13 protein-coding genes and 3 pseudogenes are annotated in these 15,796 nt (G+C 71.8%); 7 read left to right on the top strand and 9 right to left on the bottom strand.

Features of this window, described 5'->3' with window-relative positions:
• Positions 1-208: 208 nt before the first annotated feature.
• Both ACWDVW_RS07040 and ACWDVW_RS07035 read right to left on the bottom strand, forming a co-directional pair.
• Positions 209-868 carry a DedA family protein gene (locus ACWDVW_RS07040; RefSeq protein WP_449945670.1) on the bottom strand — a complete coding sequence of 220 codons (660 nt, stop codon included), beginning with the start codon at positions 866-868 and terminating at the stop codon, positions 209-211.
• 55 nt (positions 869-923) lie between these two features.
• Entirely contained in the window at positions 924-1,514 is a 591-nt protein-coding gene (locus ACWDVW_RS07035) for a DUF1349 domain-containing protein (protein ID WP_449945668.1), read from the bottom strand.
• A 93-nt stretch (positions 1,515-1,607) separates the two neighbouring features.
• Here ACWDVW_RS07035 and ACWDVW_RS07030 point away from each other — a divergent pair, with 93 nt between their 5' ends.
• Positions 1,608-3,260: an alpha-amylase family protein gene (locus ACWDVW_RS07030; RefSeq protein WP_449945666.1), complete on the top strand. Its 1,653-nt coding sequence runs from the start codon at positions 1,608-1,610 to the stop codon at positions 3,258-3,260.
• Positions 3,261-3,376: 116 nt separating this feature from the next.
• A complete protein-coding gene (fabG, locus tag ACWDVW_RS07025; protein ID WP_396744537.1) occupies positions 3,377-4,135 on the top strand; it encodes a 3-oxoacyl-ACP reductase FabG in 759 nt (252 codons plus the stop codon).
• Between the two features lie 93 nt (positions 4,136-4,228).
• On the opposite strand, the gene ACWDVW_RS07020 is transcribed toward fabG, so the two are convergent.
• On the bottom strand, positions 4,229-4,645 hold the full coding sequence (locus ACWDVW_RS07020) for a hypothetical protein (RefSeq protein WP_449945663.1): 417 nt from the start codon (positions 4,643-4,645) through the stop codon (positions 4,229-4,231).
• Positions 4,638-5,033 (bottom strand): hypothetical protein, encoded by a 396-nt coding sequence (locus ACWDVW_RS07015; RefSeq protein ID WP_350692488.1) that lies wholly within the window; start codon positions 5,031-5,033, stop codon positions 4,638-4,640. Before ACWDVW_RS07015 ends, ACWDVW_RS07020 begins: the two co-directional genes overlap by 8 nt.
• A 150-nt stretch (positions 5,034-5,183) precedes the next feature.
• Between ACWDVW_RS07015 and ACWDVW_RS07010 the strand changes: the two genes are divergently transcribed.
• Positions 5,184-6,086: a Gfo/Idh/MocA family protein gene (locus ACWDVW_RS07010; RefSeq protein WP_449945661.1), complete on the top strand. Its 903-nt coding sequence runs from the start codon at positions 5,184-5,186 to the stop codon at positions 6,084-6,086.
• Positions 6,087-6,149: 63 nt separating this feature from the next.
• Positions 6,150-6,563, top strand: a pseudogene (locus tag ACWDVW_RS07005) (rRNA adenine N-6-methyltransferase family protein); the annotation flags it as partial.
• Between the two features lie 7 nt (positions 6,564-6,570).
• On the opposite strand, the gene ACWDVW_RS07000 reads toward ACWDVW_RS07005, so the two are convergent.
• The gene (locus ACWDVW_RS07000) at positions 6,571-6,762 is read right to left on the bottom strand and encodes a DUF2795 domain-containing protein (RefSeq protein ID WP_350692482.1); all 192 of its coding nucleotides are present in this window, start codon (positions 6,760-6,762) and stop codon (positions 6,571-6,573) included.
• Between the two features lie 75 nt (positions 6,763-6,837).
• Between ACWDVW_RS07000 and ACWDVW_RS06995 the strand changes: the two genes are divergently transcribed.
• On the top strand, positions 6,838-8,094 hold the full coding sequence (locus ACWDVW_RS06995) for an erythromycin esterase family protein (RefSeq protein ID WP_449945660.1): 1,257 nt from the start codon (positions 6,838-6,840) through the stop codon (positions 8,092-8,094).
• 113 nt (positions 8,095-8,207) lie between these two features.
• Here ACWDVW_RS06995 and ACWDVW_RS06990 read toward each other — a convergent pair.
• The 3 genes and pseudogenes from ACWDVW_RS06990 to ACWDVW_RS06980 all read right to left on the bottom strand — a co-directional run.
• Positions 8,208-9,341 (bottom strand): annotated as a pseudogene (locus ACWDVW_RS06990) (MMPL family transporter); the annotation flags it as partial.
• A 90-nt stretch (positions 9,342-9,431) separates the two neighbouring features.
• Positions 9,432-10,442 (bottom strand): annotated as a pseudogene (locus ACWDVW_RS06985) (MMPL family transporter); the annotation flags it as partial.
• 37 nt (positions 10,443-10,479) lie between these two features.
• Positions 10,480-11,028: a TetR/AcrR family transcriptional regulator gene (locus ACWDVW_RS06980; protein ID WP_396744559.1), complete on the bottom strand. Its 549-nt coding sequence runs from the start codon at positions 11,026-11,028 to the stop codon at positions 10,480-10,482.
• Positions 11,029-11,153: 125 nt separating this feature from the next.
• Between ACWDVW_RS06980 and ACWDVW_RS06975 the strand changes: the two genes are divergently transcribed.
• Both ACWDVW_RS06975 and ACWDVW_RS06970 read left to right on the top strand, forming a co-directional pair.
• Positions 11,154-11,924, top strand: a complete 771-nt coding sequence (locus ACWDVW_RS06975; protein WP_449945658.1) for an isocitrate lyase/PEP mutase family protein — start codon at positions 11,154-11,156, stop codon at positions 11,922-11,924.
• Positions 11,925-12,464: 540 nt separating this feature from the next.
• The gene (locus ACWDVW_RS06970; RefSeq protein ID WP_449945656.1) at positions 12,465-13,427 is read left to right on the top strand and encodes a DNA polymerase domain-containing protein; all 963 of its coding nucleotides are present in this window, start codon (positions 12,465-12,467) and stop codon (positions 13,425-13,427) included.
• Positions 13,428-13,439: 12 nt separating this feature from the next.
• Here the strand turns inward: ACWDVW_RS06970 and ACWDVW_RS06965 are convergent, their stop codons facing one another.
• Positions 13,440-15,794: a metallophosphoesterase gene (locus tag ACWDVW_RS06965; RefSeq protein ID WP_449945654.1), complete on the bottom strand. Its 2,355-nt coding sequence runs from the start codon at positions 15,792-15,794 to the stop codon at positions 13,440-13,442.
• Positions 15,795-15,796: the final 2 nt, after the last annotated feature.

Below are 15,796 nucleotides of genomic sequence, written 5' to 3'. Positions count from 1 at the left end.
CCCTGTCCGCCCCGCCCTGGCCAAACCTGGATCACGCCCTGCCCTGGTCGCCTGCCCTAGGTCCCGCCCTGCCCATCGATCATGGAGTCATGGCCCCCCGCAAAAGCTGCATAACGGTGCAGAACGAGCGCCACAACTCCATGATCGACGGGGCCGGGCCGGGCCGGGCGGGGCGGGCGCGAGGGCGGGGCGGGGCGGAGCTGCAGGGTCAGCGGGAGGCGGGGGTGCGGGTCCGGGCGCGGCGGCGCTTCTTCTTGATCGCCCAGGAGACGATCATGAAGACGAAGACGGCGATGATGCCGTAGTCGAACCAGGAGCTGTAGCGGTCGATCTCGTGCCACTGCGAGCCGAGCGCGTAGCCGAGCCCGATGAACAGCCCGTTCCAGATGCCGCTGCCCAGCGTGGTCAGCGTGACGAACTCGACCAGCGGCATCCGGTTGGCGCCGGCCGGTATCGACACCAGGCTGCGGACCACCGGCGCCATCCGACCGAAGAAGACGGCGCGCCGGCCGTACCGCTCGAACCAGCGGTCGGCCTTCTCCAGGTCCTCCAGGTCCACCAGCGGCAGGCGGTCGAGCCAGTGCTTGAGCCGTTCCTCGCCGAGTGCGGCGCCGAGCCAGTAGAGCACCAGTGCGCCGAGCAGCGAACCGGCGGTGGCCGCGACGGTCACCACGATCACGTTGAAGCGGCCCTCGCCGGCCAGGTACCCGGCCATCGCCAACACGATCTCGCTGGGGATCGGCGGGATGATGCTCTCCAGGGCGACCAGCAGGGCCACGCCCACCGCTCCGCCCGCCTCGATCACGCCGGCCACCCAGCCGGTGAGTCCACCGAGCTGGCTCGGGTCGACATCCTGGGCGAGTGCCATGCGGTGCCTCCGCGAGGTTCCGTAAAGGAAGGCTCCTACCCGCGCGGGGCCGCTGTTACTCCTCGGGGTGCAGGGCGGCGTCGGCCGGGCCGAGTCGCCAGTCGGTGAACCGGACGGTCAGCCCGCCCCGGCTGGGGGAGCAGCAGTACGGTCCGGCGGAGGCGTCGGCGTCGGGCGCGAGCGGTGCGAGCCGGACCAGCCGCCACTGCTCGCCGGCCACCCGGGCGCGTACGGTCAGCGCGTCGCCGGTGCGGCTGACGCGTACCGTCACCTCGTGGCCGACCCAGTCGGGCACCGGGGCGACCGACCAGTCGGAGAATTCGCGGGTGACCACCGCGCCGACCTGGGGGTGGCCGTCACTGACCTCCACTCCGGCTTTGACCCAGGTGCGGTCGTCCACCCACACGAGTACGCCGGCCTGGTCGAACTGTTCGGTGTAGTCGAGCGGGAAGTCCACCTCCATCGCGCTGCCCACCGGGAAGGGCGTGAGCAGGGCCGGAGCGTCGTCGTGCACGAACCCGTAGCTGGTGTGCCGCCACAGGTCGCTGCTCGGCCCCGGTTCGACGCTCAGGACGCCGGCCGGTTCCACGCCCGTCCGTGCCGGCTGCCCGTGCCACGTCCCGCTGGACCACTCGATGCTCCGCATGACGGCACGGTACCGATCAGCCGTCCCCGGCGGGGTCCCGCTCGCGACGTCGGCGGGTTTGCCGGGCGGGCGGTGCGGAGAAGGTTCCCGGGCATGTCTGACAGGTGGTACTCGGAGGCGGTCGTGTACTGCCTCGACATCGACACGTACGCGGACTCCGACGCCGACGGGGTCGGTGACATCCGGGGTCTGATCGGCCGGCTGGACTACCTGGCCCGGCTGGGCGTGACCTGCCTCTGGCTGCACCCCATCCACCCGTCGCCCAACGGTGACGACGGGTACGACGTGACCGACTTCTACAACGTCGACCCGCGCTTCGGCACCCTCGGCGACTTCGCCGAGTTGCTGCACCAGGCCGGCAACCGGGGCATCCGCGTGATCATCGACCTGGTGGTGAACCACACCTCGGACCAGCACCCGTGGTTCGTCTCCGCCCGCTCGTCGCCGGACTCGCCGTACCGCGACTGGTACGTCTGGTCCGACGAGGAGCCCGCGGACCGGCACCAGGGCATGGTCTTCCCCGGCGAGCAGCACGAGACCTGGACCTACGACCGGACCGCGAAGTCCTGGTACTACCACCGCTTCTACAAGTTCCAGCCGGACCTCAACACCACGAATCCCCAGGTACGCGCCGAGATCAAGAAGATCATGTCGTTCTGGCTCCAGCTCGGGGTGGCCGGGTTCCGGATGGACGCGGTGCCGTTCATCATCGAGCGCACCGAGCCCGGCGACCCGAACCCGGAGCTGGACTTCGAGTTCCTCACCGAGCTGCGCCAGCACGTGCAGTGGCGTCGGGGCGACGCGGTGCTGCTCGCCGAGGCGAACGTCGAGCCGGACCAGCTGCCCGCCTTCTTCGGCGACAGCGGCGGCTCGGCCAACCGGGTGCACATGCTCTTCGACTTCATGCTGAACGGGCGGCTGATGCTGGCCATGGCCCGGCAGGACCCGGAGCCGGTGATCGAGGCGCTGCGGGACACCCCGGCCCTGCCGGAGGGCGGCCAGTGGGCCACCTTCCTGCGTAACCACGACGAGATCGACCTGTCCCGGCTCACCGCCGAACAACGCAACCAGGTGTACGCGCAGTTCGGCCCGGACGAGGACATGCGGCTCTACGACCGGGGCATCCGTCGTCGGCTCGCGCCGATGCTCGGCAACGACCGGCGGCGCATCGAGTTGGCGTACTCGCTCCAGTTCTCGCTGCGCGGCACGCCGGTGCTGCGCTACGGCGAGGAGATCGGCATGGGCGAGGACCTGGCGCTGCCGGGGCGGGAGGCGATCCGTACCCCCATGCAGTGGTCCTACGAGGCCAATGCCGGCTTCTCCCGGGCGGAGTCGGAGAAGCTGGTGCGCCCGGTCATCGACAAGGGTGAGTTCGGGTACGAGAAGGTCAACGTCACCCTGCAACGACGGGACCGCAACTCGTTGCTCGGCTGGTTCGAGCGGATGATCCGTACGCTGCGCGAGGCCCCGGAGATCGGGTCCGGCTCGACCACCCACATCGACGTACCGATGCCTGCGGGGGTGTTGGCGCACCGGGCCGACGGGCCGACCGGCACGATGGTCTTCCTGCACAACCTGGGCACCGACGACGCCGAGGTCGACCTGAGCCTGCTGGAGTCGGAGGCGGAGCTGCCGATCGACGTGCTGGCCGACCGCAACTACGACGACGTGGGCAAGCTGGACAAGCTCAAGATCGCCGGCCACGGGTACCGGTGGATCCGGCTCTGTCGATCCTGGTCCTCCTAGCTTCCACGCAGGCGCGTCCCCGGCCGTCGCAGACCGGCCGGGGACTGCGGTGGGCCGGAGGCGGGCGGGAGGTGGGTTAGGCTCCTGCCGTCGAGCGAGGTTACCGGGAGGTAGGCATGTCGGAGGGGCAGCGGGTCGCGATCGTGACCGGGGCGGCGCGCGGGATCGGCGCGGCCACCGCCAGGCGGTTGGCCGCCGACGGGCTGGCCGTCGCGGTGGTCGACATCGAGGAGTCGGCGACCGCCGAGACGGTCGAGGCGATCACGTCGGCCGGTGGCCGGGCGCTCGGCGTCGGCGCGGACGTGTCGGACCGGGCGCAGGTGGAGGCCGCCGTCGAACGGGTCGCCACCGAGCTGGGCGCACCGACCGTGCTGGTCAACAATGCCGGGGTGCTGCGGGACAACCTGCTGTTCAAGATGACCGACGCCGACTGGGACACCGTCCTGGGCGTACACCTGCGGGGTGCGTTCCTGGTCAGCCAGGCGGCGCAGAAGCACATGGTCGAGGCCAAGTGGGGTCGGATCGTCAACCTCTCCAGCACGTCCGCGCTCGGTAACCGGGGGCAGGCCAACTACGCCGCCGCGAAGGCCGGGATGCAGGGGTTCACCAAGACCCTCGCCATCGAGCTGGGGCCGTTCGGGGTGACCGTCAACGCGGTGGCGCCGGGCTTCATCGTCACCGACATGACCGCCGCGACCGCCGCCCGGATGAAAATCGACTTCGAGGCCATGCAGAAGCACGCCGAGGGGGAGATCCCGGTACGCCGGGTCGGGCGGCCCGAGGACGTGGCGCACACCATCTCGTTCCTGGCCAGCGAGGGGGCGTCCTTCGTCTCCGGTCAGGTGATCTACGTCGCGGGTGGTCCGCGCGACTGACCCGCTCCTGTCGGTGGTGGGTGTTGGGTGGTGGGTGTTGGGTGTTAGCAGGGGTCCCCTCCTATGCACGAGGCGTTAGTAGGGGACCCTTCCTTACACCCGGGGGCGGGTGAACCAGAGCCAGGCCAGGCCGAGGACGGGCAGCACCAGCGGGATGTAGCCGTACCCGCTGCCGAAGCCGGACCAGACCGTCTCGTCCGGGAACAGGTCGGGGCGGGCCAGGCTGAACGCGCCCACCCCGACCACACCGACCAGCTCGACGAGGCAGCAGGCCAGGGCCAGCCGGCGGCCCGCGTGCCCGGCTCGGGCCAGCCCCACCGCCGCCACGATGTAGACCAGCGCGGCCAGCGCCGAGAGCAGGTACGCCAGCGGCGCCTCGTCGAACCGGGTGATGATCTGGAGGCCGGCTCGGCTGGTGGCGGCGATCGCGAAGAGCAGGTACACCGCGATCAGCAGGCGGCCGGGGCCGGCATTGGTCCGGGTCGTCCCGGCGGTCCGCGACTCAGCCACCGAGCACCTCCCAGGTCTGTTGGAGCCGCACCACGACCACCGGCGTCACCAGGCAGACCGCGCAGACGATCGCCGAACCCCAGCGGGTCGGCTCCATCCGGGCCAGCACCGCGGCCAGCGGCGGCAGGCAGACCAGCGTCACCAGGTAGCCGAAGAACGCCCCCGGCTCGCCGGGCTGCTCGCCACCGGCGAGGGCCACCCCGGCCAGCACCGCCAGCCCGAGCAACGCCAGCTCCAGCACGGCCAGGCCGATCATCTGCACCCGGTCCGGCGCCCGGTGGCGCAGCGTGGCCACCAGCGCCCACACGGCGACCAGCAGCGACAGCACGATGGCGACGGTCGCCGGGACGCCGTCGACCGGGGACCCGGCGGCGGGCGCGGCGGTCACCGGGTCCGTCCGGTGCTCGTTCCGATCACCGGCCCACTCTACTAACCCCCGTAGTACAGGCGGCGGGGCGGCGGGCCGGACCCGCCGGGGGACTAGCGTGGACCGTGCCGCGGGTCGGCCGTGGCGATCAACGACGGGGAGGTACCGGTTATGCGGTTCGGGTTGTTCGGCACCGGCCACTGGGCGGCACAGACGCATGCGGCGGCGCTGGACGCGCACCCGAGAGCGGAACTGGTCGGCGTCTGGGGACGCAACCCGGATCGCGCCGCCGCGCTGGCCACCCGATACGGCGTACCGGCCTTCACCGAGGTCGAGGCGCTGATCGAGGCGTGCGAGGCAGTAGCCGTGGCGCTGCCTCCGGACGTGCAGGCCGACATCGCCGTCCGGGCCGCCACCGCCGGCCGTCACCTGCTGCTGGACAAGCCGCTGGCGTTGACCGTCGCCGACGCCGACCGGGTGGTCGAGGCCGCCACCGCCTCCGGCGTGGCCTCGGTGGTCTTCTTCACCGGCCGCTACCAGCCGGAGGTCGCCGGTTTCATCACGGCCGTCGCGGCGGCCGGTGGCTGGCACACCGCGAGCGTGGTCCGGTTCGCGTCGATCTTCCAGCCCAGCAGCCCGTACGCCCAGTCGCCCTGGCGGCGCGAGCGCGGCGCGCTCTGGGACATCGGCCCGCACGCGCTGTCCGTCCTGCTGCCGGTGCTGGGCCGGGTGAACCGGGTGACGGCCGTGGACGGCCCCGGTGATCTGGTGCACCTGCTGCTCACCCACGACGGCGGGGCCACCAGCACGGTGTCGCTGACGTTGGACGCCCCGCCCGAGGCGGTGGCGGCGGAGTTCACCCTCTATGGCGAGAACGGCGTCGAGCGGCTGCCGAACCCGGACGGTTCCTCGGCGACCGCCTTCGCCGTGGCGATCGACCAGTTGCTGGCCGAAGTGGACGGCGGCACCCGGGACCACCGCTGCGACGTGCGCTTCGGCCGCGAGGTGGTCGCCGTACTGGCCGCCGCCGAGACCGCCCGGACCCGCTCCGCCACCGTCGACCTGCCCGCCTGACCCGCGTCCGACGTGGGTCGGCTGCGTCCGTGCCCGGTAATTCGATGGCCGGGTCAGGGCGCGCTGCGGTCGGCGACCCTGATGACCCAGTGGGAGTACGCCCGTCGCCGCGCCGGTGACTACGGCAGGTGGACCCGACTGACGGTGCTGACCTGGCCGGAGTTCGAGTGGCGGCTCGCCGGCCGGGTGCCGCGTGCCGCGTTCCGTCCGGTGCCCCGGGTCGACGCGGGGATCCTGCGGGTGGACCGTCGGGCACGTCCGTTGCTGGCCCCGCAGACGCTGCCCGCGTACCGGCGGATGGTGGAGCTGGGCTTCGGCGGTGCCGGCGGCTCGGTCGCGGCCTCGCTGGCCCGGCAGTACCTGCGGGCCCGCCTGGCCGCGGCGCTGCGCGCCGGGCGGCTCGCGCCGGACACCCCGGTCGGGCACGTCTGGCCGGAGCAGTGGTTGGCCCTGCACCGGCTCCTGCACGCGCGCTGACCTCGGATCAGGTCGCCGCGCGCAGCGCCTCACCGAGCTCGGCCGGGGAGCCGAAGTGCTCCACCGGCAGCGCCCGGACCGCCTCCAACTGCTCGGTGCTGGCGCCGTTCTCCTGGCACCAGCGGATCAGGTCCTCGCGGGAGACGGGAAAGTCCAGCCCCGCGATCTGGTCCGGCAGGAAGGCACCGCTGTCGGTCATGGTGTCCGATCTACCCGCCCGAGGCGCCCGGCACACCCCCGGGTTTGCTCCCAGGGGTGCCGGGTAGCCGCAGGCATGCTGGTACAGCGGCTCGGCGCGCCGAGCGACCTCGACCCGTTGCTGGAGCGAGTCCGGGACGTCCGGGTGGTGATGATCGGCGAGGCGACGCACGGTACCCACGACTACTACCGCATCCGGGAACAGCTCACCCGGCGGTTGATCGCCGAGTGCGGGTTCAGTTTCGTCGCGGTGGAGGGTGACTGGCCGGACTGCGACCGGGTGAACCGTTCGGTGACCGCTGCGGCGGGTGGTGCGACGGAGCCGCAGACCGCGCTGGAGCGTTTCGAGCGCTGGCCGACCTGGATGTGGTCCAACGCCGAGGTGGCCCGGTTCTGCCGCTGGCTGCGGGCGTGGAACCTGGAACGACCCGAGTCGTCCCGGGCCGGGTTCCACGGTCTGGACGTGTACAGCCTGTGGGAGTCGATGCAGGCCATCTTCGACTACCTCGGCGAGGAGGACCCGGCGTCGCTGGAGGCCGCCCAGGACGCGTACCGGTGCTTCGAGCCGTACGGCAAGCAGGTGGAGGAGTACGGCCTGGCCAGCCGCTTCGTCTCCGCCCGCTGCGAGGAGGAGGTGGTACGGCTGCTGGCGCGTACCCGCGAACACGCCGCCACGGCCGGACCGGGCGCCTTCTCGGCCTGGCAGAACGCGGAGGTGGTGGCCGGCGCGGAGCGGTACTACCGGGAGATGGTGGCCGGTGGGCCGGGATCGTGGAACATCCGCGACGGCCACATGGCCGACACCCTGGACCGGTTGCTGGACCACTACGGGCCGGGCTCCCGGGGTGTGGTCTGGGCGCACAACACGCACGTCGGTGACGCGCGGGCCACCGACATGGCCGCCGACGGCATGCTCAACATCGGCCAGCTCGCCCGGGACCGCTACGGGCCGGACGGGGTGGCCCTGATCGGCTTCGGCAGCTATCGCGGCACGGTGACGGCAGCACCGCGCTGGGGCTCCCCGGCCGAGGCGATGGTGGTGCCGCCGGCCCGCCCCGGCTCACTGGAGCACCGGCTGCACGAGCTGATGCCGGACCGGGCGGTGCTGGTCTTCGGCGGCCCGGACCAGCCGGGCTGGGTCACCGACACACTCGACCACCGGGCGGTCGGCGTGGTCTACGACCCGTCGTTCGAGTCGTGGGGCAACTACGTGCCGACCCGGCTCGGGGACCGGTACGACGCCTTCGTCTGGTGCGACGAGACCACCGCCCTGCACCCACTGCCCGCGCTGACCACACCGGGCGAGATGGAAACCTATCCCGCAGGCGTCTGAACGCGCGCTTGCGGTGTGGTGCGTGCGCTCGTCGCGGGCGGGCGCTGATGTTAGGAAGGGTCCCCTGCTATGCACGAGGCGTTAGCAGGGGACCCCTCCTTACACGCAACCCGTCAGGTGCCGGCGTGCACCTTGTCGTCGAGCTTGGCGCGTAGCTTCTCGCCCTCGATGTCGACGTTGGGCAGGAACCGGTCCAGCCAGCGCGGCAGCCACCACGCCGCCTTGCCGAGCAGCGACATCACCGCCGGGACGATGGTCATCCGGACCACGAAGGCGTCGATGGCGACACCGACCGCCAGCGCGAAGCCCATCGACTTGATGACCGGGTCGTCGAGGAAGACGAACCCGCCGAAGACCGAGGTCATGATGAGCGCGGCGGCGGTGACCACCCGGGCACCGTGCCCCATCCCGTTGATCGTGGCCTGCTGGGCGGTGTCGCCGTGGACGAAGTCCTCCCGCATCCGGGAGACCAGGAAGACCTCGTAGTCCATGGCCAGGCCGAACAGGATGCCGATCAGCAGGATCGGCAGGAAGCTGATCAGCGGGCCCGGGGTGTCCAGGCCGAACAGGTCCGCCAGGTGACCCTGCTGGAACACCGCGACCGTGAGACCGAAGGTGGCCGCCACGGTGAGCAGGAAGCCCAGCGCCGCCTTGATCGGCACCAGCACCGACCGGAACACCAGCATCAGCAGCAGGATCGACAGGCCGACCACCAGGCCCAGATAGACCGGCATCGCGTCGGAGAGCTTCTCCGAGATGTCGATGCCGATCGCGGTCACGCCGGTCAGCAGCACGTCGGCGCCCTGGACGCCGTCGACCGCCGTACGGATGTCGTGCACCATCGTCTCGGTGGCCGGGTCGGTCGGGCCGGTCAGCGGGATCACGCCGAGCAGCGCGGTCCGGCCGTCCGGGCTGAGCTGCGGCGGGGCCACCGCCAGCACGTTCTCGGTGTTCTGCACCAGGTTGGCCACCTGCGGCACGGCGGCGGCGGTGGCCTGCGCGTCGTCGCCGGCCACGACCACCGCGAGTCGGCCGGTGAAGCCCGGCCCGAAGCCCTCGGTGATCAGGTCGTTGGCGACCCGGGGAGCCGAGCCGGCCGGCGCGGTGCCGGCGTCGGGCAGGGCCAGACGCATGTCCGGGGCGGGTAGCGCGAGCAGGCCGAGACCGATCACTCCGGCCAGGATCACCGGGATCCGGAAGCGGGTGAGGAATCCCGCCCAGCGGAACCCGAACGTGGACCGGTCCTCGCCGGTGATGGTGGCCGCGTCGGGGCCGACGCCGCTCTCGGTCGTCTCCGGCGTGCCCTGGTCGCCGTCGGCGGCCTGCGGTGCGGCCGTACGCAGCTTGCGGGGCAGCACCCGGCGGCCGGCGAAACCGAGCAGGGCCGGTTGCAGGGTGATCGCCACCAGCACCGCCACGGTCACCGTGCCGGCTGCGGCCAGACCCATCACGGTCAGGAACGGGATGTTCACCACCGACAGCCCGGCGAGGGCGATGACCACGGTGGCTCCGGCGAAGACCACCGCCGATCCGGCGGTGCCCACCGCTCGACCGATCGCCTCGTCGGCGGGCAGCCCTTCGAGGAGGTTCTGCCGGTAGCGGGAGGTGATGAACAGCGAATAGTCGATGCCGACGGCGAGGCCGAGCATCAGCGCGAGGATCGGCGCGGTGCTGGTCAGCTCGACCACGCTGCTGAGCGCGAACAGGCCGGCCATGCCGACGCCGACACCGATCAGCGCGTTGAGCATGGTCATCCCGGCCGCCACCAGCGAACCGAAGGTGATCACCAGGACGATCAGGGCGACCGCGACACCGATCGCCTCGGTCGAGCCCACCTCGGGCTCGGCGTTGAGCACCTCACCGCCGGGGGCGACCTGCCAGCCCTGGGCTGCGGCCTGGGTGCCGACCTCCTCGTACGCCTCCCGCTGCTCCTCGGTGATCGCGTCGGAGCCACCGCCGAACTGCACCTGGATCAGGGCGTACCGGCCGTCCGGCGACACGGCGCCGACCTGGAACGGGTCGACGGCGGCGAGTACGCCGGGGACCGCCGTGGCCTCCTGGGTGATCGACTGGACCACCGCCTGGCCTTCGGGTGTGCCGAGTTGTCCCTCGGCGGGCGCCTTGACGGCGATCGTGCCGGTCGCGCCGGACGCCGCCGGGAACTGCTCGGCGAGCAGGTCGAGAGCGCGCTGCGACTCGGTCCCGGGCATGGTGAAGTTGCTGGCCGTCGGGCCGCGCAGGGTCGCTGCGGCCAGGCCGAGCCCGACGAGTACGACGAGCCAGATCGCGGCCACGAGCCGCCGTCGGCGCATCGAACCCCGGCCAAGCCGGTAGAGCAGGGTCGCCATGAGGTCCTTTCCCTCGGTCAGTGAATGGTGGAACGGGTCAGTGAACGGGCTCCAACGCCCGTCGCAGCAGGGCGAGCAGGGCGGCCCGCAGGTCCTCGTCGGACACCTCGGCGAACTGTCCGCAGGTCTCGGCGATGCCGGCGAGCAGCACCAGTGCGCAGATCCGGGCCGAGTCGCGGGACGACCGTCCGGCCAGGGCGGCGATGAGCCGCTCGGAGATCTCGTGGATGTGCGCGAAGTCGGGTTGTTGCAGCAGTTCCGGGAACTCGCCACGGAGCAGGGCGATCTCGCCGCGGAACCGGACCGCCAGGTCGACGAAGCCCTCGGTGGCGACCTGCTGGGCGCGGGCCGGGTCGTCCTGCGCCGCGATCCGGTCGTCCAGCGCCTGCAACACCTCGACCGCGGGCGCCATCAACTCGGTGAGGATCGCCTCCTTGTTGGCGAAGTGGTAGAGCACCGCCGCCTTGGAGCAGCCGACCTCGCGCGCGATGTCCTGCAACGAGGTGCCCCGGTAGCCGGTGGCGGCGAACCGCCGGGTGGCGGCGGCCAGGATCTCGTCGTGGGTCTGCTGGGTCGGGCGGGCCATGGCAGCCAGCATGCCTGACCGATCGGTCAGAGGCTGACCGATCGGTCAGATCAGTGGTCTTCGCCACAACCACCCGGGTTCGATTGGCTCTCGGGCCCCGCCCGTCCGATGCCCAGAATCGCGGTATGACCTCTACTGTGATCGATCGGGCGAATGCGCTGCGCGCGCTGCATCGCCCCGGTGACCCACTCGTCCTGCCCAACACCTGGGACGCCGGCTCGGCCCGAGCCGTGGCCGACGCCGGCTTCCCCGCCGTCGCCACCGGCAGCGCCGCCGTCGCGGAGTCGCTCGGCTACGCCGACGGCGAGCGCACCCCACCGGCCGAGATGTTCGCGGCGGTGGCCAGGATCGCCCGTGCGGTCACCGTGCCGGTCACCGCCGACCTGGAGCGGGGGTACGGCCTGCCTCCGGCGGAGCTGGTCGAGCGCCTGCTCGACGCCGGAGCGGTCGGGCTCAACCTGGAGGACTCCGAACCCGGCGGCGGCGCGATGGTGGACACCGAGAAGCAGGCCGACCTGCTGGCCGAGGTCCGGGCGGTGGCCGACGCGGCCGGCGTACCCGTGGTGCTCAACGCCCGGGTGGACGTCTTCCTCCAGCAGGCCGGCGACCCGGAACGGCGACTCGCCGAAGCCATCCGCCGGGCCCACAGCTATGTGGCGGCCGGCGCGGACTGCGTCTATCCGATCGTGCTCGCCGACGCCGCCGACCTGCGGACCTTCGTGGCGGAGGTGCCCGGCCCGGTGAACGTGCTGGCCCGCTCGGCGGCCCCGACGCTCGCCGACCTCGCCACGCTCGGCGTCGCCCGGGTCAGCTACGGCTCCGGCGTGTACGCGGCGACCCGCGCGCACACCGCCCGCCTGCTCGCCGCGATCGCCGCCGGCGAACGGCTGGGCTGAGCGGGTGCCCTGGGCTGTTCGGGTGCCCTGGGCCGAGCAGGTGAGCTGGGCTGAGGGGTTGCGCCGGGGCCGAGCGGGTGCGCCGGGTCGACTGCCGTGCGGAGGCGGCAGTGCCGAGCGTCACCTGCCGGTGGCGGAGCCGGGTGCCGCGTCACGGCGAGTGAGTCGAGCCGACCGTCCATGCCCCAGCACGCCTGTCGAGCTGATGGCGTGGACGGATCGGCGCGGCTCCGTCACCCTCCAGCGCGCCCTGTCGAGCTGAGAGCGGGGACGGATCGGCGTGGTTCCGCGCGGTCGAGGGCGCCGGAGGTGGTTCCAGCCGGTGGCTTCGAGGTCGACCCGCTCCGGCATGCCTGTCGAGCTGACGGCGTGGACGGATCGGGGCGGCTCCGCCACCCCCCAGCGCGCCCTGTCGAGCTGATGGCGTGGACGGATCGGGGTCGTTCCGTCCCCGCTCCGGCACGCCGGTCGAGCTGACGGCGTGGACGCCATCGGCGCGTTCCGGTTGACCGCGTGTCGCGGCGGCGGGATGGTGAGCGGATGAGTCGGGCGGACGAGACCCGGGACGGCGTGGCGCTGACCAACCTCGATCAGGCGCTCTTCGACGGGTCCGGAGCGATCAAGCGGGACCTGGTCGACTACCTGGACGCGGTCGCCGACCGGCTCGTCCCGCACCTGCGCGGCCGACCGTTGTCGGTGGTCCGGGTACGCCCCGGCCAGCCGCCGTTCATGCAGAAGAACCTTCCCCGCTACACCCCCGAGTGGGTACGCCGGGTGCCGGTCTGGGCCGAGGCGTCCCACCGGGAGATCGCGTACGCGCTCTGCGACGACCGCCGTACCCTGCTGTGGTTCGCCAACCAGCGCGCGGTGGAGTACCACCCGACGCTGGCGGTGGCCGACGACCTGAGCCGGCCCACCCACCTGGTGCTCGACCTCGATCCGCCGTCGGACGGCGGTTTCGGTGCCGGGGTGGCCGCCGCGCTGCTGGTCCGACAGGCCCTCGCCGATGCCGGGCTGGCCGGCGGGGTGAAGACCAGCGGGGCCAAGGGGGTGCACGTCTTCGTACCGATCGCGGCCGGTCCGGACGCCGAGGAACTGGCCGCCGCCACCCGGGCTCTCGCGGCCCGCGCGGAACGGCTCGACCCGGCGCTGGCCACCACCGCGTTCATCCGGGAGGACCGGGCGGGCAAGGTCTTCGTGGACCCGACCCGGTCCGGCGGGGCCACCGTCGTGTCCGTCTACAGCCCCCGGCTGCGCCCCGGTGTGCCGGTCTCCTTCCCGGTGCCCTGGGCCGACCTGGAGTCGGTGAGCCCGGCCGACTTCACCATCCGGACGGTGCCCGGCCTGCTGGCGGACCGGGACCCGTGGGCCGAGGAGATGCCGCCGCCGCAGCGACTCCCGGCCGACCTGGTCGAGGAGGGCCGGACCATCCCGATCCCCCGGGTGCAGGCCATGCACGAGGGTCGCCGCCGGGCCCGCGCCCGGCGCGCCGAGGGCGGCTGAGGAACGGGCCCGTCAGCCCTTGATGGTCCAGCGCTGCTTGGTGACCCATTCGGCGCCCGGTGCCACGGCCAGTTCGCGCCACTCGATGACCAGGAAGTCGGCGCCCGGCATCCGCACCGGTTGGGCCAGCTCCAGGACGGCGAAGTGGTTCGGCTGGTTGTGCTCCAGCTCGTGCTGGCTGACCCCGGTGCTGCCGCAGCCGGAGACGATCAGCGGGCGGGGCGTGACGCTGGAGTCGTTCTGCGGGATCCGCACCAGCGTCTCGCGCAACTGCGGCTTGTGCTTGTGCCCGTGCAGCAGCAGTGAGAAGCCGAGCCGTTCCAGGCGCTGCTCGACCAACCCGGCGTCGCGGACAGTGGACAGGTCGAGCACGACCGCGTCACCCCGTCGCGGCTCCAGCGGTTCGGGGAAGGGGTGCAGGTGGTGGTGCATCACCGCGACCCGTACGTTCTCCGGTGGCTCCTGCTCCAGCAGTTCCTTGACGATGTCGAGCTGGCGTTTGCCGATGTAGCCGTAGTGGTTCTGGTCGTCCTCGAAGATGCAGGAGTTCAACCCGACGATGGTCATCGTCCGGTCGGTACGCCGATAGACGATCTCCCTCGCCTCCGGCCGGGTGCCCGAGGTCCGCAGGTCCCACTCGATGCGCGGATAGACCTCGTGGAACAGCTCCTCGCCATAGAACTGGTGCGCGAAGGTGAGGTAGTTGTCGAAGCGGTTGGCCCGGTTCGACTTGGTCTGGAGCCAGTCGATGTCGTGGTTGCCGGGGACCAGCACCACCTGGCTGCGGTCCATCCCGGTGTTCTCGCACAACTCCGTGAGGAACTGCCGGACCAGGTCGAACTCGTCCTGCCGACCGGTGTAGGTGGAGTCGCCGGAGACCACCAGGACGGCGTCCGATGCGGCGCAGCCGGACCGCTTGAGGGCGGCGTGGAACTCCCGGGTCAGCTCGACGCTGAGTCGGTCGGAGTTCTCGGTGTCGGCGAACCGGTGCAGGTCGATGCGACTGCCGCCCTCGGTGATCGACCCGAAGTGGACGTCGGAGATGTGGAAGATCATCCGGCGGGGGAAGTCCGGGTCGTTCGTCGGTGCGCCCCGCTCGTCCACGGTCGTCGACGCCGCGTCCTTGGCCCCCTCGACCAGCCAGCGCGCGAAACCGTCCGCGTCGCGCAGCGGCAGGCCGTTGGCGTGCAGCATGAGGATCTGGTCGGCGGTCGACTCCAGGTGGAGCCGTTCGGCGCCGTACCGGACCGCCGCCCGCCCGAAGCGGCGGGCCGCCTCCACGTCGCCCAGCACGAAGTGCGCCTCGGCGCGGACCAGGTTCGCCCAGGAGTCGGTCTCCTGACCGGGGCGGGAGTCGATCTCGTCGAGCAACTGCCGATACCGCGCGAGCGCCGGCTCGGGGTTGCCCGGATCGGCGATGGCCAACATGCCGGCGCAGGCCACGGCCAGGTACAACGAGGTGGGGGAGAGGGTGGCACCCTGCTGGTAGAGGCGCAGCGCCTCGGCGTACCGGCCCTGGCGTTTGAGGGCGCCGCCGAGCATGCCGAGCGTCTCCGGGTCCGACGGGTTCAGCTCGTACGCCCGGTTCAGCGCCACCTCGGCCGCGTCGAGCCGGGTCAGCTTGCGCAGGTAGAAGCCGCGCTGCCGGTGTACCTCCCAGTCGCCGTCGGCCTCCGGGAAGGCGGCGTCGAGCACCTGCACCGCGCTGGCGTAGTCGCCCTCGGCGGCCAGCCGGTAGCTGAGCGACAACAGCGCCCCGGTCGGCAGGTCACCCGACTGCCGCGCCCAGTGCCAGACGGCGAGCAACTGCTCGATGTTCCGGCTCCGCTCGATCTTGTGGTGCAGTTCCTGCTCGAAGGCGACCCGGTCGGTACGGGGATGGAAGTTCAACCCCAGGTCGCTCAACGCGTCCCGGACCGGATTGTGCACGTGCGGGCTGTCCGAGATGAGCGCCTCGCGATAGGCGAACCGGAACCGCGGGTCCTGGTCGAACTGTGGACTGTAGAACAACACCCGCTGGCTCTTCAGGTCGAACGGCAACTCGGTGCCGTGCACCGCGACGAGAATCGTCTTGCCCGGCGAGATCGCCTGCCGTACGCCCAACTCGTAGTAGACGCTGCCGTTGGGCGAACTGATGTCGGCGACCACCACGTCGGCGGCCTGGAGGTGCCGGAACGCCTGGTTGACGATGGTGCCCGGCTCGGTGATCTCGTCCGCGCGGAACACCGACCAGCCGGCGTCCTGGGCCACCGGGCGCAGGATCCCGTGATAGAAGCGGTCGAAGTCGTGCATCAGGCCGGAGGGCAGCCGTTTCAGACCGAACGGCATGATGACGAAGAGCTTCTTGGCACCCGAGATGTTCGACATCG

It is taken from the genome of Micromonospora sp. NPDC003241 (assembly GCF_053589795.1).
This window is presented reverse-complemented; position numbering and strand designations above follow the sequence as displayed.

Bases quoted from the DNA above. Each gene is read 5' to 3' on its own strand.
- ACWDVW_RS06980 (WP_396744559.1), bottom strand. From the start codon at position 11,028: ATGGCCCGCCCGACCCAGCAGACCCACGACGAGATCCTGGCCGCCGCC.
- ACWDVW_RS07035 (WP_449945668.1), bottom strand. From the start codon at position 1,514: ATGCGGAGCATCGAGTGGTCCAGCGGGACGTGGCACGGGCAGCCGGCA.
- ACWDVW_RS07000 (WP_350692482.1), bottom strand. From the start codon at position 6,762: ATGACCGACAGCGGTGCCTTCCTGCCGGACCAGATCGCGGGGCTGGAC.
- ACWDVW_RS06970 (WP_449945656.1), top strand. From the start codon at position 12,465: ATGAGTCGGGCGGACGAGACCCGGGACGGCGTGGCGCTGACCAACCTC.
- ACWDVW_RS06975 (WP_449945658.1), top strand. From the start codon at position 11,154: ATGACCTCTACTGTGATCGATCGGGCGAATGCGCTGCGCGCGCTGCAT.
- fabG (WP_396744537.1), top strand. From the start codon at position 3,377: ATGTCGGAGGGGCAGCGGGTCGCGATCGTGACCGGGGCGGCGCGCGGG.
- ACWDVW_RS06965 (WP_449945654.1), bottom strand. From the start codon at position 15,794: ATGTCGAACATCTCGGGTGCCAAGAAGCTCTTCGTCATCATGCCGTTC.
- ACWDVW_RS07040 (WP_449945670.1), bottom strand. From the start codon at position 868: ATGGCACTCGCCCAGGATGTCGACCCGAGCCAGCTCGGTGGACTCACC.
- ACWDVW_RS07010 (WP_449945661.1), top strand. From the start codon at position 5,184: ATGCGGTTCGGGTTGTTCGGCACCGGCCACTGGGCGGCACAGACGCAT.
- ACWDVW_RS06995 (WP_449945660.1), top strand. From the start codon at position 6,838: ATGCTGGTACAGCGGCTCGGCGCGCCGAGCGACCTCGACCCGTTGCTG.
- ACWDVW_RS07030 (WP_449945666.1), top strand. From the start codon at position 1,608: ATGTCTGACAGGTGGTACTCGGAGGCGGTCGTGTACTGCCTCGACATC.